This is a genomic window from Roseococcus suduntuyensis, from assembly GCF_014196305.1.
GTDB lineage: Bacteria > Pseudomonadota > Alphaproteobacteria > Acetobacterales > Acetobacteraceae > Roseococcus > Roseococcus suduntuyensis.
The window spans coordinates 237,009-257,026 of sequence record NZ_JACIDJ010000006.1 but is presented as its reverse complement, the minus strand read 5'-3'; the positions used below and the strand labels follow the sequence as shown (position 1 = coordinate 257,026).

At 69.4% G+C, this 20,018-nt stretch carries 16 protein-coding genes; 5 read left to right on the top strand and 11 right to left on the bottom strand.

Annotated elements, in window-relative coordinates:
* The first annotated feature begins 21 nt into the window (after positions 1-21).
* Positions 22-2,532 carry a ligase-associated DNA damage response DEXH box helicase gene (locus tag GGQ83_RS16575; protein ID WP_184386012.1) on the top strand — a complete coding sequence of 837 codons (2,511 nt, stop codon included), beginning with the start codon at positions 22-24 and terminating at the stop codon, positions 2,530-2,532.
* Positions 2,529-3,227, top strand: coding sequence for a ligase-associated DNA damage response endonuclease PdeM (gene pdeM, locus GGQ83_RS16570; protein ID WP_184386010.1), 699 nt, complete (start codon positions 2,529-2,531; stop codon positions 3,225-3,227). The genes GGQ83_RS16575 and pdeM overlap by 4 nt, the downstream gene beginning before the upstream one ends.
* A 21-nt stretch (positions 3,228-3,248) precedes the next feature.
* Here the strand turns inward: pdeM and GGQ83_RS16565 are convergent, their stop codons facing one another.
* Positions 3,249-3,863, bottom strand: coding sequence for a fasciclin domain-containing protein (locus GGQ83_RS16565; RefSeq protein ID WP_184386008.1), 615 nt, complete (start codon positions 3,861-3,863; stop codon positions 3,249-3,251).
* Between the two features lie 119 nt (positions 3,864-3,982).
* Between GGQ83_RS16565 and GGQ83_RS16560 the strand changes: the two genes are divergently transcribed.
* Together GGQ83_RS16560 and GGQ83_RS16555 are read left to right on the top strand one after the other, a co-directional pair.
* A complete protein-coding gene (locus GGQ83_RS16560; protein ID WP_184386006.1) occupies positions 3,983-5,407 on the top strand; it encodes a cryptochrome/photolyase family protein in 1,425 nt (474 codons plus the stop codon).
* A complete protein-coding gene (locus GGQ83_RS16555; RefSeq protein ID WP_184386004.1) occupies positions 5,404-6,138 on the top strand; it encodes a metallophosphoesterase in 735 nt (244 codons plus the stop codon). Before GGQ83_RS16560 ends, GGQ83_RS16555 begins: the two co-directional genes overlap by 4 nt.
* A 9-nt stretch (positions 6,139-6,147) precedes the next feature.
* Here the strand turns inward: GGQ83_RS16555 and GGQ83_RS16550 are convergent, their stop codons facing one another.
* The 3 genes from GGQ83_RS16550 to GGQ83_RS16540 all read right to left on the bottom strand — a co-directional run bounded on the left by GGQ83_RS16550 (position 6,148) and on the right by GGQ83_RS16540 (position 8,784).
* Entirely contained in the window at positions 6,148-7,278 is a 1,131-nt protein-coding gene (locus GGQ83_RS16550) for a DegT/DnrJ/EryC1/StrS family aminotransferase (protein WP_242535166.1), read from the bottom strand.
* A 14-nt stretch (positions 7,279-7,292) separates the two neighbouring features.
* Entirely contained in the window at positions 7,293-8,294 is a 1,002-nt protein-coding gene (locus GGQ83_RS16545) for an NAD-dependent epimerase/dehydratase family protein (protein WP_184386002.1), read from the bottom strand.
* 139 nt (positions 8,295-8,433) lie between these two features.
* Positions 8,434-8,784, bottom strand: coding sequence for a RidA family protein (locus GGQ83_RS16540; protein ID WP_184386000.1), 351 nt, complete (start codon positions 8,782-8,784; stop codon positions 8,434-8,436).
* 39 nt (positions 8,785-8,823) lie between these two features.
* Between GGQ83_RS16540 and GGQ83_RS16535 the strand changes: the two genes are divergently transcribed.
* Positions 8,824-9,351 carry a YqhA family protein gene (locus tag GGQ83_RS16535; protein WP_184385998.1) on the top strand — a complete coding sequence of 176 codons (528 nt, stop codon included), beginning with the start codon at positions 8,824-8,826 and terminating at the stop codon, positions 9,349-9,351.
* Here the strand turns inward: GGQ83_RS16535 and dnaE are convergent, their stop codons facing one another.
* From dnaE to GGQ83_RS16500, 7 genes are all read right to left on the bottom strand, one after another.
* The gene (gene dnaE / locus GGQ83_RS16530; protein WP_184385996.1) at positions 9,352-12,762 is read right to left on the bottom strand and encodes a DNA polymerase III subunit alpha; all 3,411 of its coding nucleotides are present in this window, start codon (positions 12,760-12,762) and stop codon (positions 9,352-9,354) included. It lies immediately after the preceding gene.
* A 162-nt stretch (positions 12,763-12,924) separates the two neighbouring features.
* Entirely contained in the window at positions 12,925-14,364 is a 1,440-nt protein-coding gene (locus GGQ83_RS16525) for an NAD-dependent succinate-semialdehyde dehydrogenase (RefSeq protein ID WP_184385994.1), read from the bottom strand.
* Between the two features lie 64 nt (positions 14,365-14,428).
* Positions 14,429-15,106: an ABC transporter ATP-binding protein gene (locus GGQ83_RS16520; RefSeq protein WP_184385992.1), complete on the bottom strand. Its 678-nt coding sequence runs from the start codon at positions 15,104-15,106 to the stop codon at positions 14,429-14,431.
* Entirely contained in the window at positions 15,099-16,349 is a 1,251-nt protein-coding gene (locus GGQ83_RS16515) for a lipoprotein-releasing ABC transporter permease subunit (protein ID WP_184385990.1), read from the bottom strand. Before GGQ83_RS16515 ends, GGQ83_RS16520 begins: the two co-directional genes overlap by 8 nt.
* Positions 16,349-17,662, bottom strand: a complete 1,314-nt coding sequence (proS, locus tag GGQ83_RS16510) for a proline--tRNA ligase (RefSeq protein ID WP_184385987.1) — start codon at positions 17,660-17,662, stop codon at positions 16,349-16,351. The genes GGQ83_RS16515 and proS overlap by 1 nt, the downstream gene beginning before the upstream one ends.
* Before the next feature lie 428 nt (positions 17,663-18,090).
* Positions 18,091-18,354 carry a DUF1467 family protein gene (locus GGQ83_RS16505; protein WP_184385985.1) on the bottom strand — a complete coding sequence of 88 codons (264 nt, stop codon included), beginning with the start codon at positions 18,352-18,354 and terminating at the stop codon, positions 18,091-18,093.
* A gap of 15 nt (positions 18,355-18,369) precedes the next feature.
* Positions 18,370-20,004, bottom strand: a complete 1,635-nt coding sequence (locus tag GGQ83_RS16500; RefSeq protein ID WP_184385983.1) for a ribonuclease J — start codon at positions 20,002-20,004, stop codon at positions 18,370-18,372.
* Positions 20,005-20,018 lie beyond the last annotated feature (14 nt).

Here is a 20,018-nt window from a genome sequence, read left to right as displayed (position 1 = left end):
AGATGGCATGCGAAGGCCCGGATGGTGGCCCTGCCCGACGCATTCCAGCACTGGTTCGCCGCACGGGGCTGGCATCCGCGCGCGCACCAGCTCGACATGGTGGCCGCGGCCGAGGCGGGGCGCTCAGCCCTGCTCATCGCGCCCACCGGCGGCGGCAAGACGCTGGCGGGATTCCTGCCATCCCTGATCGAATTGCACGCTGCCCCGCGCGAGGGGCTGCACACCCTGTATGTCTCGCCCTTGAAGGCTTTGGCGGTGGACATCGCGCGCAACCTGATGGCGCCCATCGAGGAGATGGGCCTTCCCATCCGCGTCGAAACCCGCACCGGCGACACCCCCGCCAACCGCCGCGCCCGCCAACGCGAGGCGCCGCCGCACATCCTGCTGACCACGCCGGAGAGCCTGGTCCTGCTGCTCTCCCTGCCCGAGGCGAACCACCTCTTCGCCGGGTTGCAGGCCGTGGTGGTGGACGAGGCGCATGCGCTGGCCGGCACCAAGCGCGGTGACCAGCTGGCACTGGGGCTGGCGCGCCTCTCGATGCTGGCGCCCGCGGCGCGGCGGGTGGGGCTTTCCGCCACGGTGAACCACCCCGAGGCGCTACGCGCCTGGCTCTCCCCCACCGCGCGGCCAGGGGATGTGGCGCTGATCCGCGCCGCCCCGGGCGCGGCGCCAAGGCTGGGCGTGCAATTGCCGGCCGGCCGCCTGCCCTGGGGTGGCCATATGGGCCTGGCTTCCGCGCCCGAGATCATGGAACGCATCACGGCCGCGCGCGTCACCATCGTCTTCGTGAACACGCGCGCCCAGGCGGAACTAATCTTCGCGGCACTTTGGAAGCTGAACGAGGAGGCGCTGCCCATCGCGCTCCACCACGGGTCATTGACCGTGGAACAGCGCCGCCGCGTGGAGGCCGCCATGGCGGAGGGAAAGCTGCGCGCGGTGGTCGCCACCTCCTCCCTCGACCTCGGCATCGACTGGGGCGATGTGGACCAGGTGATACAGGTGGGCGCGCCCAAGGGTGTCGCGCGGCTGCTGCAGCGCGTGGGCCGCGCGAACCACCGGATGGACGAGGCCTCCTCGGCCTGGCTCGTGCCCGCCAACCGCTTCGAGGTGATCGAGTGCGCGGCCGCCCTGGAATCGGTGGCCGCGGAGGAGCTGGATGGCGAACCACCCCGACCCGGCGGCCTGGATGTGCTGGCGCAGCATGTGCTGGCCATGGCCTGCCACGCGCCCTTCCACCCGGATGCGCTCTATGCCGAGGTGACGCGCGCGGCGCCCTATGCGGAGCTGTCGCGCCGCGACTTCGACGACGTGCTGCGCTTCGTGGAGGATGGCGGCTATTCGCTGCGCAGCTACGACCGCTTCCGCCGCCTGTTCCGCGACGCGGAGGGGATGGTGCATGTTCGCGGCCCGCTGGTGGCACGGCAGCTGCGGCTGAACCTCGGCACCATTGTCGAAGCCCCGCTGATGAAGGTGAAGCTGCGGGGCGGCCCCGTTCTGGGGGAGGTGGAGGAATGGTTCCTCTCCACCCTCTCGCCCGGCAACGCCTTCCTCTTCGCGGGCCAGGTGCTGCGCTTTGAACGCATCGCGGGTGTCACGGCGGAGGTGACGCGCGGCGGCGAGGGCGACCCGCGCGTGCCCGCCTATGCGGGCAGCCGCATGCCGCTCTCCACCCACCTCGCCAGCCGCGTGCGCGCCATCCTGTCCCGACCCGGCGCTTGGGACATGCTGCCCGAGAGCGTGCGCGAGTGGCTGCGCCTGCAACAGCTCAAAAGCGCCCTGCCCCGCGCCGACGGGCTGCTGGTCGAGACCTTCCCGCGCGGGGGCAAATGGTTCCTGGTGGCCTATTGCTTCGAGGGGCGCCTCGCGCACCAGACGCTGGGCATGCTGGCCACGAAGCGGATGGAGCGGCTGGGCTGGGGGCCGCTCGGCTATGTCGCGACCGATTATGTCATGGCCATATGGTCGGCTTTCGAACCGGCCGACCCGTCCGCCCTCTTCGTCGAGGATCTGCTGGGGGAGGAGCTGGAGGAATGGATCGCGGAGAGCAGCATGCTGCGCCGCACCTTCCGCAACATCGCGACCATCGCCGGGCTGCTGGACAAGCAACTGCCCGGCGTCGAGAAGAGCCGGCGGCAGATGAGCATGAATTCCGACCTGATCTACGACGTGCTGCGGCGGCATGAGCCTGACCACATCCTGCTGCGCGCCACCCGCGCCGAGGCGGCCTTTGGCCTGACAGACGTGCATCGCCTGGGCACCATGCTGTCCCGCGCCAAGGGCCGGGTGCAGCACATGCGGCTGGACCGCGTCTCGCCGCTGGCGGTGCCCGCGCTGATCGAGATCGGCCGCGAATGGGTGGCGGGGGGTGCTGAGGATGCGCTGCTGGCCGAGGTCGCCGCCCTGGTGGCCGAAGCCACCGATGGCGCCGAGATATTCGAAGGCCAATTGCCGGAAGCCCCCGAGGAACGACCCGCGCCCCCGCGCCGCAGCCGCTTCATCCGCAGCGCGCCACGCGGGAAGGTGGTGCGATGAGCCTTGCCCCCCTGCACATGGCGGGAGAGCGCATCATGCTCTGCCCGCTGGGCGTGGCGCTCTGGCCGGCGCGGGCCACGCTGATCGCGGCGGACCTGCACCTGGAGAAGGGCAGCCACTTCGCCGGGCGCGGCCGCCTGGTGCCGCCCTACGACACACGGGCCACGCTGGAGGCTTTGCAGCGCGCCCTGCGGCGCCATGCCCCGAAGCGCGTCATCCTGCTGGGCGACAGCTTCCACGACGCGAATGGCGCCACGCGCCTCTGCGCCGAGGATGCCGCGCTGCTGGGGAGACTCATGGGGGAGCGCGAGCTGATTTGGGTGCTGGGCAACCACGACCCGGTCGCTCCGGCAGGGCTGCCGGGAAGGGCCGTGGAGGAACTGCTGGAGGGGCCGCTCGTGTTCCGCCACATCGGGAGCCCGGCCCTCGCCCGACATGGGATGGGGGAACTCAGCGGGCATTATCATCCCAAGGCCAGCGTGCCGACGCGGGCGGGGCATGTGACCCGGTCATGCTTTCTGGGCGATGGGCGTCGTCTCGTCCTGCCGGCCCTGGGCGCCTATGCGGGCGGGCTGGAGGCGAGGGACGCGGCCTTCGCGCCCCTCTTCCCGCGCGGGGCGCGGGCATTCCTGCTGGGGCAGGAACGGCTTCACAGCCTGCCCGTCATGCCCCAGCGCGGTGTCGTCTCAGCCTGACCGCATCAGGCCCTGGCATCATCAGACCAGGATCGGCAGGCTGATCGGCCAGACCACGCCATTGGTGGCGCGGATTTCCGCGACCTCGATGTTGCGCTGACGGCCCTCGATGCTCAGGCCGCCGGCGCCCTGGCCACCCTGCATGGTGTCCAGCACGCGCACGGCCGTGCCGGGCTGCGCCTCGATCACGATGACATTGCCGTTGCGCGTCCGCAGCTCGGTGTTGCGGCCCATGATCGCCGACAGCCGCAGGTCGCTCTGCACAATATGGCTGTTGGCGAAGGCGCGCAGGCGCTCCGGATCGCCGGAGGACTGCTGCCCCGTCGGCTGGGCGGGGGCCAGCTGGGAGATGAAGCTCTGCGGCGCGCGGTTCAACGCAACGTCGTTCGGCGCCAGCAGGATGAAGGGACCCGCGCCGCGCAGCTGCTCGATCACGCCCGCGCGCTGCAGGAGGCCCAGGAACTGGTTGAACCCACCCGCGGAAGCGAGCGTGTCCACCACATTCGTCACTTGGCCGCCCTGGACGGAGGGGGTGGAGAGGGGCGCGGGCGCGGTGGTGGTGCCAACGGTCTGGGCGAAGGCGCCGCCGGCGACCAGGGTCGGCAGGGCGGCAAGCATCAGGCGTCGGTGAAGCATGGGGGGTTTCCTTCTGCGCATGTGTGGGTCCTGTTCGGACCCGTGGAAAACCAACGCCCAAGCTTTGTGCCGGTTGCGGGGTTCCGGCTCCGGCGGATCGGCCCCACATCTGCAATGACATGACACCCGCCCTCATCTGGTTCCGCCAGGACCTCCGCCTCGACGACAATCCGGCACTTCATGCGGCCCAGGATCGGCCGCTTCTGGCCTGCTACATCCTGGATGACGAGGCGGCCGCCGGATGGGCCCATGGCGGCGCCCAGCGTTGGTGGCTGCACCACAGCCTGGCCGCGCTGCGGGATGCGCTGGCGTCGCGCGGCGCCACGCTTCACTTGGCGGTGGGAAGGGCGGAGGCGGTGGTGCCACAGCTCGCCGCCGCCATTGGCGCCTCGGAAGTCCATGCGGGCCGGCTCTACGAACCCTGGGCGCGGCGGCGCGACGAGGCGGTGGCCAAGGCGCTGCAGGCGGAAGGGCGCCGGCTGGTGCTGCACAGCTCCAGCCTGCTGCACGAGCCGCACCGGGTCCGCACCGGACAGGGCAAGCCCTATTCGGTCTATACCCCATTCTCCCGCGCCATCTTCGCGCTGGGAGAGCCGCCCCCGCCCCTGCCCGCGCCGGGCAAGCTGCACGCCCCGGCCGATGCGGCCGAAGGGGTGCCGCTGGAAACGCTCGGCCTGCTGCCCGAGCGCGACTGGTGGCGTGAGTTCCCCCGCCATTGGACCCCGGGCGAGGATGGCGCGCGATCACGTCTCCGGCGCTTCGCCGCGCGCGCGCTGGAGGGTTACGACGGCGCCCGCAATACCCCGGGCGTGGAGGGCACTTCCGGCCTGTCACCCCACCTGCGCTTCGGCGAACTCTCGCCCCGGCAGGTCTGGCACGCGGCGCGGGAGGCCGGCGCCAAGGGCGAGGCCACCTTCCTGAAGGAGATTCTCTGGCGGGAATTCTCCTACCACCTGCTCTGGCACCGCCAGGAACTGCCCGAGGCGCCGCTCCAGGCCAACTTCGCACAATTCCCCTGGCAGCCGGACGCGAAGCTGTTGCGCGCCTGGCAGCGGGGCCGCACCGGCTATCCCATCGTGGATGCGGGGATGCGCCAGCTCTGGCGCATGGGCTGGATGCACAACCGCGTGCGGATGATCGCGGGCTCCTTGCTGGTGAAGCACCTGCTCCAGCCCTGGCAGGCGGGCGCCGCCTGGTTCTGGGACACGCTGCTCGATGGCGACCTCGCCTCCAACAGTGCCTCCTGGCAGTGGGTCGCGGGCTGCGGTGCGGATGCGGCGCCCTATTTCCGCGTGTTCAACCCGACGCTGCAAGGCGAGAAGTTCGACGCCGATGGTGCCTATGTCCGGCATTGGGTGCCCGAACTGGCAAAGCTGCCGGACAAGTATCTGCACAAGCCCTGGGAGGCACCGGACCTCGTGCTGCGCGGCGCAGGGGTGCGGCTGGGCGCGGACTACCCACGCCCCATCGTCGAACACGCCGCCGGGCGGGCACGGGCGCTGGACGCCTATGCGGCCTTGCGGGCCGAGGCCGCGCCGGCGTGACACCTGACCTGGCCGGGCTGCGGGAGAAGGGCTTCACCGGGCTGCGCGTGGTGGGCGATGTGCATGGCGACGCGCCGGCCTTCCGCGCCGCGCTGGAGGGCGCGCGCGCAGCGGGGCGCTTCGTCATCCAGTTGGGCGACCTGACGGATTACGGCCCGGACGCGCCCGGCGCGCTGCGGATGGCCTTCGCTATGCGGGAAGCGGGCGAAGGCGTCTTCCTGCTGGGCAACCATGACCACAAGCTGCGGCGCGCCCTGATGGGCGCCCGCGTCCGCAGCCCCGCTGAGGCCGTGCCGCGCACGCTGGACCAGCTGAGCGCCGCCGAGGATGGCGAGACCCTGGCACGCTGCGCCATCCGCCAGATCAGCCTTGCACCAGCCTGGCTGCGCCTTGGCCCCTGGATCTTCGTCCATGCGGCCTACCATCCGGCCATGCTGCTTGGCGCCTCCCCCGCCGCGGCGGGAGAGAGCAAGCCCGAGGGCGCCCTGGCCCGTGCGCTCTATGGCCAGGTGACGGGGCGCACGGCGTCGGATGGCTTCCCGGAGCGGGTTCTGCACTGGCTCGATTCCATCCCGCCCGGCATCACCGTCTATTGCGGGCATGACCAGCGCTCCCGCGACGGGCGGCCTTTGCCGCTGCGCGGGCGCTCCGGTGGGCAGGCCGTGTTCCTGGACACGGGGGCCGGCAAGGGCGGGCACCTGTCCTGGCTCGACCTGCCCTGGCCTGGGTGACCCGCGCGGTCAGAGCGCGCGCAGGGCCGTGCAGACGCGTTCCACCTGCTCATCCGTCAGTTCGGGGTACATAGGCAGGCTGAAGACCTCGCGCGCTGCGCGGGAGGTCTCGTCGCAATCGGCGGGACCGAGCGCCACGCGGCCCTCATAGGCCGACTGTTCGTGGACCGGCACGGGGTAATGGATGCCGGTGCCGATGCCCTGGGCCTTGAGCGCCGCCATGATGGCATCGCGCTCGGGGTGGCGCAGCACATAGAGGTGGAAGACATGCTCGCAGCCCGGACGGCGCACGGGCGGGGTCAGGCCCGTGCCCGCCAGCGCCGCGTCATAGGCGGCCGCGATCTGCTGGCGGCGGGCGTTCTGCGCGTCCAGGTATTGGAGTTTGACGCGCAGGATTGCGGCCTGAAGCTCATCCAGGCGCGAGTTGACCCCCACCAAGTCGCTGATGTAGCGGCGCTTCCAGCCATATTGCCGGATGGCCGCGATGCGGTCGGCCAGCTCGGCATCGGCGGTGGCGAGGATGCCGCCATCGCCCAGCGCGCCCAGGTTCTTGGTGGGGTAGAGGCTGAACGCAGCCGCCTCACCCAGCGTGCCGAGGCGCTGGCCCTGCCAGGCCGCGCCATGGGCCTGGGCACAGTCCTCGATGAGGCGCACATCGGCGGCGCGGCAGGCCTCCAGCATGGGCCCGAGGTCACAGGCCTGGCCATAGATGTGGACGGGGATGGCGGCGCGGATGGGCGGCAGGCCGGGCGGGGGCTCCTCCAGCACAGCCGCCAGCTCGTCGGCGTCCATGGTGTAGGTCTCGGGGTCGATGTCGAGCAGCAGGGGCGTGGCGCCAGCCATCTCGATGGCGGCCACGGTGGCGACGGCGGTGTGGCTCACTGTGGCAACGGTGCAGCCCGGGCCGATGCCCATGCCGCGCAGGATGAGCATCAGCGCATCCGTGCCATTGGCGCAGCCCACGGCGCGCGGCAGGCCCAGCCACTCGGCGAATTCCCGCTCGAAGGCCTCGCCCTCAGCGCCCAGGATGTACCATCCCGAGGCGAGGGCACGGGCCACGGCGGCATCGATCTCGGGCTGCAAGGCCCGATAGCCCGCACCCGGGTCGGCGAAGGGCAGCATGGCATGGGGGGCGTTCATCGGTGGGTCGTCCTTCAGAAGGCGTAGTCGGCCATGCGCGCACGATACCATTCGAGGCTGCGCTTGAGGCCATCATCCAGGGAAACGCGCGGCGCCCAGCCGGTGGCGGCGCGGAAGGCACGGTCGTCGGCGTGGTAGCTGCCGATGTCGATGGGGGCGCGGTCGGCCGGGAACTCGCGGGTGACGTAGCTTCCCTCGCCGCCATTGGCCTTGATGAGCAACTCCGCGAGGTCCAGCAGCGAGATGGGCGGCGCGCCGCCGAGGTTGAAGGCACGCCCCGTCACATCGCTCTTGCCGGCCTGTTCAGCGGCCGTGAGGAAGGCGCGGGTCACGTCGTCCACATAGGCGAGGTCGCGCAGCTGGGCGCCGCCCCACACCTCGAAGGATTCGCCTTCCAGCACCCGGCGCATCCAGATGCCAAGGAAGGTCTGCCGCGCATCGGCGATGCGAAGCCGCGGGCCATAGCAGTTGGTCAGGCGCAGCGAGACCACGGGCCGGCCCAGCACGCGGCTTTCCAGCAGCCAATACTGCTCGCCCGCCCATTTGGAGACACCATTGGCGTCGGGTGGGTTGACGGGGTGCAGCTCGTCCACCGGCAGGCTGATGGGGCGGCCGTAGAACTGGCGCGTGGAGGCATGGACCACCGCGGCCTCCGGCGCCGCCTCGCGCATGGCCTGCACCAGCCGCACCTGAGCCACGGCGTTGATGGCGATGTCCGCCACCGGGTCACGCTGGCCGCCCATATGGCTGGTCTGGGCGGCCAGGTTGAACAGTACCTCGGTGCCCTGGCAGAGCGTGGCGAGTTCCGTGTCGCGCAGATCCCCGCGCACCAGCATCACTCCGGCACCTTCCAGATTGGCGGGGTTGGCGCCGCCATCGGGCAGCATGGCGTCGAGCGCGGTGACCCGCGCCCCGAGCCCCGCCAGGGCATGGCAGAGGTTGGAGCCGAGGAAGCCTGCGCCGCCGGTCACGAGGACGCGCTTGCGGTGCCAGAAATCAGGGGTGCCGGGTGTCACTTGCGTTCTTCACTTTGCTTATGCTGTCACATCATGATCGGCAATGCGGCGAAATGGGGGTGAAGGGGTGGCGGAATCTACGCTACACGAAACGCTGCCACGACCCTTCCGTTGCCCGCCGCCGGAGTCCGGCCGGGCGCTATCCTGCGATGGCGGCGATGCCCGTAATTTCCACCCTCCACGCCGGATCCACCAAGGGGGCCTGGATGGTCATGCGGGCGGGCTTGGCGGTGGGGTCCAGCCAGGCGTCCCATGCGCGGTTCATCGCCGGCGCGTCGCGGATATCGGCCAAGATGATCTGCACGCTCAGCAAGTTCTTCTTGCTGGTGCCGGCCTCGGCCAGCAGCGCATCGATTTGCCGCAGGATGTCGGCGGTCTGGCCTTCGGCATCGAGGGTGGCGTCATCGGCCACCTGCCCCGCGAGATAGACCAGCCCGCCATGAACCACGGCACCCGACAGGCGCCCCTCTTCGGCCAGACGTTGAATCATTCTATGGTTCCTTCATCCCTGAACGCGGCGATGCGTCCCATGCAAAATCTATCCGACCGGGCGGTGCTGGCCAGCCGGTACATTCTGGTGGTCTTCTATCTCGGCCTCGCGGTGGCGCTGGCGGCCTATGCCGTGCGCTTCCTGGTGAAGGTTTGGAAGTTCGCGGCGGACACGCTGACCCCCACCTCTGACGCGCAGATGCTGCTCGGCCTGCTCTACCTGGTGGACAGCGCGCTGGTCGCCTCACTGGTCGCGATGGTCGCCATCTCCTCCTATGACAGCCTGGTCTCGCGGCTGACGGATGCGAAGGGCGCCTCCAAGATCGAGTGGGTGTCCAACCTCGACCCGGGCAACCTCAAGCTGAAGGTCGGCATCGCCATCGTGGCGATCAGCTCCATCCACCTGCTGCAGAAATTCATGGACATCGCCTCGCTCTCGGACCGGGAACTGGGCTGGGCCATCGGCATCCATGTCACCTTCGTGGCCGGCGCGCTGGGACTGGGGCTGCTGGATCGCATGCAGTCCCAGGCCAAGCTGCTGGCGAAGGATGCGCGGGCCAAGGAGTAGCTACACCTCCTCCACATTGGCCACGCCGGGCAGCACCTTGAGCGCCTGCATCATCCGCGGCGAGACATTCCAGCCGCCCGGCAGCGTGATCTCCACATCCTGGCCGGGCCCAAGTTGCGGCACGAGGCTCACGCGCCCGCGGCCGCGCCCGTCGCGCTCCAGCAGAGCACGGATATCGGGCAGGGCGCTGGCGGCTTCCAGGATGATGCGCATCCCCTGCCCCACCCCGGCCGCCGCCTTGTCCAGCGCCTCGATGTCCTGGGCGGTGAGGCGCAGCGCCTCGCCCTCCAGCCGGACCTCGGCCGTGACGAGCACGGCCTTCCCATCCTCCAGCAATTCGCGTGCGCGGTTCAGCACCTCGCTGAAGAAGGTGACCTCATAACCGCCCGTCTGGTCGGAGAGGCTGACCCAGGCCATGCGGCTGCCGGTCTTGGTGTTGCGTTCCTTGCGCGCGGTGACGGTACCGGCGAGCTTCAGCCGCGTGGACCCCGCCCGCGCCTTCTCCGCGATGAGGGCCGAGGGCGTGCAGCCCAGCCGGCGCAGCGCCATCTTGTAGGTGTCGAGCGGGTGGGCGGAGAGGTGGAAGCCCACCGCCTCCGCCTCGAAGCCCAGCTTGTCCAGGGTGGGCCAGTCCGGCATCTCGGGCAGGCGCAGCATGGGCGGGCCCTGCTCCACCTCGGCGAAGAGGCCGATCTGGTTGCTGGCGCGGTCCTCCGCGCTGGCTTGCGCGCGCCGCAGCACGGTCTCCGCACCGGCGACCAGGCGCGCACGGTTGCCTTCCAGGCTGTCGAAGGCGCCGGCCTTGGCCAGGTTCTCCAGCTGCATCTTGTTGAGCAGCCGCGGGTCCACCCGGGCGGCGAAATCGGCCAGGCTGGTGAAATCTCCGCCCTGACCGCGCGCGTCCACAAGGTCGCGCATGGCGGCCAGCCCCACCCGCTTGATGGCGGCGAGGGCGAAGCGGATGGCGGGCTTGCCGTCATGCGCCTCAATGGTGAATTCAGCGGCGGAGCGGTTGATGTCCGGCGGCAGCACCTTGATGCCGAGGCGCGCGGCCTCCTGCATGTGGGAGGCGAGCTTGTCGGTCTTGTCCATGTCCAGCGTCATGGAGGCGGCGAGGAAGGCGACGGGGTGGTTCGCCTTCAGCCAGGCCGTCTGGTAGGCCACCAGCGCATAGGCCGCGGCGTGAGATTTGTTGAAGCCGTAATTGGCGAATTTCTCCATGAGGTCGAAGACCTCGCCGGCCTTGGCCGCCGAGACGCCGTTCTTCGCGGCGCCCTCGCAGAAGATGTCGCGCTGCTTCGCCATCTCCTCCTTGTTCTTCTTGCCCATGGCGCGGCGCAGCAGGTCGGCGCCGCCGAGCGAATAGCCCGCCATGGCCTGGGCGATCTGCATCACCTGTTCCTGGTAGACCATGATGCCATAGGTCTCGCCCAGGATGTCCTGGATGGAGGGGTGCGGCGCCTCCCACGTCTCGCCATGCTTGCGGGCGCAATAGGCCGGGATGTTCTCCATCGGGCCGGGTCGGTAGAGCGAGACGGCGGCGATCAGGTCCTCGAAGCGATCGGGGCGCATGGACCGCAGGCAGTCCCGCATCCCCTGGCCTTCGAACTGGAACACGCCCGCCGCATCGCCGCGCGCCAGCATGGCATAGGTGGGCGCGTCATCGAGCGGCAGGGCGTCGATGTCCACCGTGATGCCCTGCGCCTTCAGCAGGGCCACGGCGCGTTGCAGCACCGTCAGCGTCTTGAGACCCAGGAAGTCGAACTTCACCAGCGAGGCGTTTTCGACATGCTTCATCGAATACTGGGTGATGAGATGCGGCGAACGCGGGTCGCGGTAGATGGAGGTGATCTCGATCAGCGGCCGCCGGCCGATGACCACGCCCGCCGCGTGGGTGGAGGCGTTGCGATAGAGCCCCTCCACCTGCAGCGCGATGTCGAGCAGCCGCGCCACGGCCTCGTCGCTCGCCTGCATGTCCTTGAGGCGCGGTTCGCCCGCGATGGCATCCTTCAGGCTGACCGGGTTGGCGGGGTTGTTCGGGATCAGACTCGCGATGCGGTCCACCTGGCCATAGGGCATGCCCAGCACGCGGCCCACGTCGCGCACCGCCGCCTTGGCCTGCAGCTTGCCGAAGGTGATGATCTGCGCGACGCGCTCCTCGCCATATTCGCGGCGGACATAGTCGATCACCTCGTCGCGCCGGTCCTGGCAGAAGTCGATGTCGAAGTCCGGCATCGAGACGCGCTCGGGGTTCAGGAAGCGCTCGAACAGCAAACCAAAGCGCAGCGGATCGAGGTCGGTGATGGACAGCGCCCAGGCCGCGACGGAGCCCGCGCCCGAACCGCGGCCCGGCCCCACCGGGATGCCCTGCGCCTTCGCCCACTGGATGAAGTCGGCCACGATCAGGAAGTAGCCCGAGAACCCCATCTGCTCGATGACGGTGAGCTCGTATTCCAGCCGTTCGGCGTGGACGGGCGGCACGCCCTCGGGGAAGCGGCGCGCGAGGCCCGTGCGGGCCATGTCGGCCACCGTCTCGGCCTCGGTGCGGCCGGGCTGGACCTTGGGGCAGATCGGCAGTTCGGGCTTCTTCACCTCGGCCATCACGGCGCACATCCGCGCGATGGCGAGCGTGTTGTCGCAGGCCTCGGGGAGATCCTGGAACAGGGCGCGCATCTGGTCCGCGGGCTTGAACCAGTGGTGGGGCGTGACACGCCGGCGCTGCGCCTCGGTGATGAGCCGGCCCTCGGCGATGCAAAGCAGCGCGTCATGCGCCTCGTGCATCTTGGCCTCGGCGAAATAGACGTCGTTGGTGGCGACGATGGGCAGCGCCGCCTCATCGGCCAGACGCAGCAGGCCGGGTTCGAGGGCGGCCTGGCGGTCGGTGTGGTGGCGCATCAGCTCCACCGCGAGGCGCCCGTCGAAGCCCTCCCGCAGCGCGTGCAACACCTGCCCCGCCGCATCGCGCCGCCCCTCGGCCAGCAGGCGCGACAGCGGGCCATGGTCGCCCCCCGTCAGCAGGAAGATGCCCGCCCCATGGGCAAGAAGCTGGTCCAGCGTGACAGCGGGCTTTCCCGAGATGTCGGTGCCCAGCCAACCCAGCGAGGAAAGTCGCTGGAGATTGCCCCAGCCCTCCGCATCCATGGCGAGCGCGGTCACCACATCCGCGCCGTTGCGGTTGGGGTCGCTGTGCGACTCCCCGCGCGAGAGCCAGAGCTGGCAGCCCATGATGGGCTGGATGCCCTTGCCGGCCGCCGCCTGCGCGAATTCCAGCGCGCCGAAGAGATTGGCCGTGTCGGTCAGCGCCACCGCCGGCATGTTCGCGGCCAGCGCCAGCGCCGAGAGCTTCTCGGCCTTGATGGCGCCCTCGCTCAGCGAATAGGCGGAGTGGGTGTGGAGGTGGACAAAGCCCATGCGCGACTCCGAGACTGCGCCCAGTGTAGCGCGCCGGAGGCCGTGACGCCCCCTTGGGCGGCGCCGCGGCTTTGCCGCGGCAACGCGGTGCCCCCGCCCAGGATCAACGCCAGGCCGGGGCCCCCACGAAACCGCGAAGCGATTTCGTGGGGAAGCGAAGCGTCAAAGCCCGAACTGGCTGACGAACTTCGTGTTCAGATAGGCGTCGATGGCCTCCGAACCGCCCTCGGTGCCATAGCCGCTGTCGCGCACGCCGCCGAAGGGCACTTCCGGAAGCGCGAGGCCCAGGTGGTTGATGGTCATCATGCCCACCTCGACCCCGGCCGCCAGCGCCTGCGCCGTCTTGCCGCTGCTGGTGAAGGCGTAGCTGGCCAGGCCGAAGGGCAGGCGGTTGGCTTCGCCCACCACTTCCTCCAGGTCCTTGAAGGGGCGCATGAGGGCGACGGGGCCGAAGGGCTCCTCGTTCATGGCGCGCATGTCGGTCGTGGCGCCGGCCACCACCGTCGGCTCGAAGAAATAGCCCTTGTTGCCGATGCGGTTGCCGCCGGTGACGATCTCGGCACCCTTGCCCTTCGCGTCGGCGATCAGCGTTTCCATCACCGGCACGCGGCGCTCATTGGCCATGGGCCCCATGGTGGTACCGGCAGCCATGCCGTCGCCCACCTGGATGGCCTTGGCGTGGCTCACGAAGCTGGCCACGAACTGGTCGTACACCTTCTCCTGCACCAGGAAGCGCGTGGGGCTGACGCAGACCTGCCCAGCGTTGCGGAACTTGGCGATGGCGAGCGTCTTGGCCGCGAGCTCCACATCGGCGTCGTCGAAGATCATGGCCGGCGCATGGCCGCCCAGCTCCATCGTCACGCGCTTCATGTGCTGCCCGGCCATGGCGCTCAGCATCTTGCCCACGGGCGTGCTGCCCGTGAACGTCACCTTGCGGATGGTGGGGTGCGCGATGAGGTAGCTGCTGATCTCGCTGGGCACGCCGTAGACGAGGCCGATCACGTCGCCCGGCACGCCCGCTTCCAGGAAGCACTTGATGAGTTCGGCGGGGCTGGCCGGCGTCTCCTCCGGGGCCTTCACGATGATGGAGCAACCGGCGGCCAGCGCGGCCGACAGCTTGCGCACCACCTGGTTGATCGGGAAGTTCCAGGGCGTGAAGGCGGCGACGGGGCCCACCGGCTCCTTGATCGCGAGCTGGTAGATGCCCGGGCCGCGCGCCGGGATCACCTGGCCATAGGTGCGGCGCGATTCCTCGGCGAACCACTCGATGATGTCGCCGGCGGCCATCACCTCCATCTTGGCTTCGGCGACGGGCTTGCCCTGCTCCAGCGTCATCAGCCGGGCGATGGCGTCGGCACGGCTGCGAAGCAGGTCGGCGGCCTTGCGCATGGTCTTGCTGCGCTCATAGGCGCTGACCTTGCGCCAGGCGGCGAAGCCACGCTCGGCGGCCTCCAGTGCCGCGTCCAGATCGCGCTGGCTGGCATGGGCGACGGTGCCGACCACTTCCTCGCTGGCGGGGTTGAGCACGTCGATCGTCTTGCCGCCCTCACCACCGCGCCACTGGCCGGCGATGTGAAGCTGGACATTGGGGTATTCGGCCATGTCGTGTTTCCTTCCTGGCTGTGGAGCAAAGGTGGGGCGGCGCGGCGCCGCTGTCCACCGCCCCTCAGCCGGGGATGATGCGCCCGTCCCGCAGGGTCACCACGCGGTCCATCCGGGCCGCCAGTTCCGGGTTGTGCGTGGCGATGAGAGCGGCAAGGCCCCTGCCCCGTGCCTCGGCCAGCAACTGCGCGAAGACGATGCCGGCCGTGGTCGCGTCCAGGTTGCCCGTGGGCTCGTCGGCCAGCAGCAGGGCCGGGCTGTTGGCGAGCGCACGCGCGATGGCCACGCGCTGCTGCTCGCCCCCCGAAAGCTTGCCCGGGCGGTGGTCGAGGCGCGCGGCGAGGCCAAAGGTCCCCAGCAGCTCCGCGGCCCGCGTCCGCGCCTGACCGGCGGCCACGCCGGCCGTCATCTGCGGCAGCATGACGTTCTCCACCGCCGTGAACTCGGCCAGCAGGTGATGGAACTGGTACACGAAGCCGATGGTGTTGCGGCGGATGGCCGTGCGGGCGCCATCATCTAGCGTGCCGGCGGCCTGGCCCGCGATGAAGACCTCGCCGGCGTCGGGCCGTTCCAGCAGCCCCGCGAGGTGCAGCAGGGTGGACTTGCCGGTGCCCGAGGGGGCGACCAGGGCCACGATCTCACCGCGGGCGATGGTGAGGTCGGCGTCGCGCAGCACCTCCAGCGCGCCGGCCTCGGTGCGGTAGCGCCGGGCGACGCCGGCGAGACGAAGAGGATCACTCATTGCGCAGCATCTCCACCGGATCGGTGCGCGCCGCGCGCCAGGAAGGATAGATGGTGGCCAGCAGCGAGAGCGACAAAGCCAGCGCCACCACCTGCGCCACCTCGCGCCAGTTCAGCACGGCGGGAAGCTGGGTCAGGAAGTAGATCTCGGCGCTGAACAGCTCGGCCCCCGACAGCGTCTGGATGAACTGCCGGATGCTCTCGATGTTCAGGCAGAACACCACCCCCAGGATGAAGCCGAGCGTGGTGCCCACCACCCCGATCAAAGCGCCGCACAACAGGAAGATGCGCAGGATGGCGCCCTGCGTGGCGCCCATGGTGCGCAGCACCGCGATGTCGCGCCCCTTGTCCTTCACCAGCATGATCAGCGAGGAAATGATGTTGAAGGCCGCCACGATGATGATGAGGGTGAGGATCAGGAACATGACGTTCCGTTCCACCTGCACCGCGGCGAAGAAACTGGAATTGGCGTCCTGCCAGTCCAGGATGCGCACGGGTCGGTCCAGGGCCGCGCGGATGGCCTGGTTCACCGCGCGCACCCGCGTGGGGTCTTCCACGAAGACCTCGACCTGGGTGGCGGCATCGCCCGTCTGGAAATAGAGCTGGGCGGCCTGCATCGGCATGAAGACGTAGCCGCTGTCGTATTCGTTCATGCCCACTTCAAAGAGCGCCACCACCCGATAGGCGCGCAGGCGCGGCACGGTGCCGATGACGGTGGTGCGGCCCTGCGGGCTGACCAGGGTGACGCGGTCACCCACATTCACACCGAGCCTGAGCGCCAGCCGCGTGCCGATGGCCACCGCGTCATCGCCCTCGAACTGCGCGAGGCTGCCGGCGCGGATGTTGTCGGCGATGATGCGGCGCGCGCGCAGATCGTCAGGCCGGATGCCTCGGGCGAGGCCGCCCGTGGCACCTCCAGCGTCGCTGGTGACCAGAAGCTGGCCCTCGACCACCGGGGTCGCGATCGTCACGCCGGGGACTCGGCGGATGGCCGCGGCCACGGCGTCGAACTCGGTCAGGTTGCCCCGCTCGGCCGCATAGACGCCCATATGGCCGTTCAGCCCCAGGATGCGGCCCAGCAATTCCTGCCGGAACCCACCCATGACGGACATCACGATGATCAGCGTCGCCACCCCCAGCATGATGCCGAGGAAGGAGAAGGTCGCGATCACCGAGGTGAACCGATCACTTTTCCGCGAGAGCAGGTAGCGCGCCGCGACCTTGCGTTCGAAGGCGTTGAACATCAGGCGCCCAACTTGGCCAACGCCTCGTCGAAGCTGCATTCAAGGCGTTCGCCCGTCATGCGGCGCTTCAACTCGACGCGGCCGGCGGCCGCCCCGCGCGGGCCGATGATGGCCTGCCAGGGGAAGCCCATCAGGTCGGCGTCATTGAACTTCACGCCCGCGCGCTCCGGCCGGTCGTCATAGATGGCCTGGTTGGGGAAGGCGGCATGCAGCTTCTCGCAGAGCGCGTCACAGGCGGCGTCCCCAGGCTTGAGATTCAGGATGGCGAGCTTCCAGGGCGCGACGGCGTCGGGCCACTTGATGCCGGCCTCGTCGTGGTTGGCCTCGATCAGCGCGGCCACCAGGCGGGAGACGCCGATGCCGTAGCTGCCCATCTCGGGCACCACCGCCTCGCCATTCGGCCCGGCGACGGAGAGGCCCATGGGCTGGGAATACTTGGTGCCGAAATAGAAGATGTGGCCGACCTCGATGCCGCGCCCGGTGCGCTGGCGCTCGGCGGGGACCTTGGCCCATTCGGCCTCGTCCTGCATCTCCTCGGTCGCGGCATAGGCGGAGGTGGCGAGGTTGAAGCAGGCCTCCATGTCGGCCTGGCTGTCGAAGTCGAAGGCCTTGGCGGCCCAGTCAATCTCCTCCAGAGCGGCGTCGTAGAAGACGGTGCTCTCGCCCGTCTCGGCCAGGATGATGAATTCGTGGCTGAGATTGCCGCCGATGGGGCCGGTATCGGCGCGCATCGGCAGGGCGCGCAGGCCCATCCGCTGGAAGGTGCGGAGGTAGGCGTAGAGCATCTGGCGGTAGCTGTGGCGGGCACCCTCGGCCGTCAGGTCGAAGGAATAGGCGTCCTTCATCAGGAATTCGCGGCCGCGCATCACGCCGAAGCGGGGGCGCACCTCATCCCGGAACTTCCACTGGATGTGGTAGAGGTTGCGCGGCAGGTCCCGGTAAGAGGTGGCATAGCCACGGAACACGTCCGTGATCATTTCCTCATTGGTGGGGCCGTAGAGCATCTCGCGGTCGTGCCGGTCGCGGATGCGCAGCATCTCCTTGCCGTAATCCTCGTAGCGGCCGGAACGCTGCCAGAGTTCGGCGGGCTGGATGGTGGGCATCAGCACCTCCTGCGCGCCGGCGCGGTCCTGTTCCTCGCGCACGATGTCGGCCACGCGGTTCAGCACGCGCAGGCCCGCGGGCAGCCAGGTGTAGATGCCGGCCGAGGTCTGCCGGATCAGCCCCGCGCGCAGCATGAGGCGATGCGAGACGATCTGCGCCTCGGCAGGCGTTTCCTTGAGCGTGGGCAGGAAGGCACGGGTAAGGCGCAAGGTCTGGTTCCCGGGAAAGTGCCACATGGGGCAGGTCGCGTCTGCTGTAGCGCAGATCGGGCCGGCCTCAAATCGCCCTGGCCGGGCGGCGACATCGCTGCGGAACCCACGCGCCGCACGCAAGAATGCTGCGCCGCAGCATCAAATTAATCCCAAAAATGTCTTGATGTTCGGGGGCGCAACCAGTTAAAAAAAAGAAAGGGCCACCCCCGTCAGGGAGCGGCCCAAGTTAAGGGAGGAAACGCCAGTCACACGGCAGAAAGAGGAAAGCCCTCTCTCTGACGTGGAAAATGCCGCAAAGGCCCGGTGTCGCTCAACGGCAAAACGGGTCAGCAGACGGCGAAAAAACGGGCAACCCAACGCGATTGCCCAAAACGCAGGCGGCAAGCTGGTAAAAATCCAGCAGCCGCCTTTTTCTTGTGCGGATCTCAGCGATCAGGGATCGCCAGCCACTCATCGCGGAAGCTGATGATGTTGCTGTCCACCAGCAGAACGATGGCCACCCAGAGCACCACCGAGATGACGGTGGTCCAGAGCAGCTTTCGCCAGATCATCGGCTTGGTGGGTGCGCCCCGCCAGCCGCCGGCCTCGATGTCGCCCTGCACATCGGGCTTCACCCCCACCGGCAGCACGCAAAACAGCACCGTCCACCACACCAGGGCGAAGATGACGAAGCTGATGAACCAACCCATCGAAAACGTCATGGCCTAGACCCGCAGAAGGTGGACTTCGACATTTGGCCGCTTGCGCAGGCGCCGGCCCAGCGCGCGGCGCAGCACACCGCGGGCCGCCTCCATCAGCGAGTCGTCCTCGCGGCGCAGCCCCTTGGGCAGGTCGTTGATGCCGCGGGCCAGCTCATCGGCCAATTGCTGCGGCTCCGGCCCCTCGGCGTCGAACAGGCCGGGGGCGGAGACACGCGGGCGGCCCATGACCCGCCCCTCCGCATCCACCGCCAGGCTTGCCATCACGATCCCGTTGAACAGCATGCGCTTGCGCGCGCCGATCAGCCCGCCCTGCAAGGGCAGCAGCCGGTTGCCATCCACCGCAAGGCGCCCAACGGGCACGCTGCCCGCGACCTCGGGCTTGTTGCCGCTGAGGCGCACCAGGTCGCCATCCTCGATCAGGATGGGTTCGGCCCCGCAATCGCGCGCCAGGGCGGCGTGTTCGGAAAGATGCCGCCACTCGCCATGCACCGGGATGGCGAAGCGCGGCTTCACCAGGGCGTAGAGGCGCTTCAGCTCATCCCGCGCCGGATGGCCGGAGACATGCACCGCATGGTCATCGGCCGTCATCACCCGGCAGCCGCGGCGCGACAGCTCGTCCTGGACGCGCAGGATGGCGCGCTCGTTTCCCGGGATCATGCGCGAGGAGAAGATGACCGTGTCGCCCTTGCCCAGCGAGATGTTGGGGTGGGTGTCGCCCGCGATCTTGGCGAGCGCGCTGCGCTCCTCGCCCTGGCTGCCGGTGCAGATGATGAGCAGGTTGTCGTCAGGCAGCGAATCCGCCTCCTCCTCGGAGAGGAAGTCGGGCACGGCTTCGAGATAACCGCATTCCCGCGCGGCCTGCACGGCGTTGCGCAAGGACCGCCCGAACAGCGCCACGTCGCGCCCCGCCGCGATCCCGGCAAGGGCGATCGATTCGATTCGGGCCAGGTTGGTCGAGAAGCAACTGACCGCCACGCGCCCCTTCAGCCCCCTGATGAGAGCGGCGAAGTTGCGACGCACATCAGCCTCGCTGCCCGAATGGCCTTCCACCATGGCGTTGGTGCTGTCGCACACCATGGCCAGCACGCCCTCCTCGCCCAGGCGCGCGAAGCCGGCCTCGTCCGTGGGCGGGCCGATCAGCGGGTAGGGGTCGAGCTTCCAGTCACCGGTATGGACCACCATGCCATGGCGCGTGCGGATGGCAACGGCGCTGGCCTCCGGCACCGAATGTGCGACGCGCAGGAATTCGAGGTCGAAGGCCCCGAAGCTGCGCCGGCCGGGCGCTGGGATGGTGATGATCTGCACCTCCTGCGACAGGCCGGCCTCCGCCAGCTTGCGCCGCAGCACCGCGGAGACGAAGGGCCCCGCCACCACCGGGCAGCGCAGCGAGGGCCAGAGATGGGCCACCGCGCCCACATGGTCCTCATGCGCATGGGTGATGACCAGCGCTTGCAGCACATCGCGCCGCTCGGCCAGCCAGGCTGGGTCGGGCACCATGATGTCCACGGCCGGGTTGTCCGGGCCGCCGAAACCGATGCCGCAATCCACGGCCAGCAACTGGCCATCGCAGCGATACACGTTGAGGTTCATCCCGATTTCCCCGGTGCCGCCGAGGGGGATGAAGGCAAGGTCGTTCATATCTTGGGAATTCG

Coding starts and splice junctions, on each gene's coding strand:
- GGQ83_RS16575 (WP_184386012.1), top strand. CDS start 22: ATGGTGGCCCTGCCCGACGCATTCCAGCACTGGTTCGCCGCACGGGGC.
- pdeM (WP_184386010.1), top strand. CDS start 2,529: ATGAGCCTTGCCCCCCTGCACATGGCGGGAGAGCGCATCATGCTCTGC.
- GGQ83_RS16565 (WP_184386008.1), bottom strand. CDS start 3,863: ATGCTTCACCGACGCCTGATGCTTGCCGCCCTGCCGACCCTGGTCGCC.
- GGQ83_RS16560 (WP_184386006.1), top strand. CDS start 3,983: ATGACACCCGCCCTCATCTGGTTCCGCCAGGACCTCCGCCTCGACGAC.
- GGQ83_RS16550 (WP_242535166.1), bottom strand. CDS start 7,278: ATGAACGCCCCCCATGCCATGCTGCCCTTCGCCGACCCGGGTGCGGGC.
- GGQ83_RS16540 (WP_184386000.1), bottom strand. CDS start 8,784: ATGATTCAACGTCTGGCCGAAGAGGGGCGCCTGTCGGGTGCCGTGGTT.
- GGQ83_RS16535 (WP_184385998.1), top strand. CDS start 8,824: ATGCAAAATCTATCCGACCGGGCGGTGCTGGCCAGCCGGTACATTCTG.
- dnaE (WP_184385996.1), bottom strand. CDS start 12,762: ATGGGCTTTGTCCACCTCCACACCCACTCCGCCTATTCGCTGAGCGAG.
- GGQ83_RS16525 (WP_184385994.1), bottom strand. CDS start 14,364: ATGGCCGAATACCCCAATGTCCAGCTTCACATCGCCGGCCAGTGGCGC.
- GGQ83_RS16520 (WP_184385992.1), bottom strand. CDS start 15,106: ATGAGTGATCCTCTTCGTCTCGCCGGCGTCGCCCGGCGCTACCGCACC.
- GGQ83_RS16515 (WP_184385990.1), bottom strand. CDS start 16,349: ATGTTCAACGCCTTCGAACGCAAGGTCGCGGCGCGCTACCTGCTCTCG.
- GGQ83_RS16505 (WP_184385985.1), bottom strand. CDS start 18,354: ATGGGTTGGTTCATCAGCTTCGTCATCTTCGCCCTGGTGTGGTGGACG.
- GGQ83_RS16500 (WP_184385983.1), bottom strand. CDS start 20,004: ATGAACGACCTTGCCTTCATCCCCCTCGGCGGCACCGGGGAAATCGGG.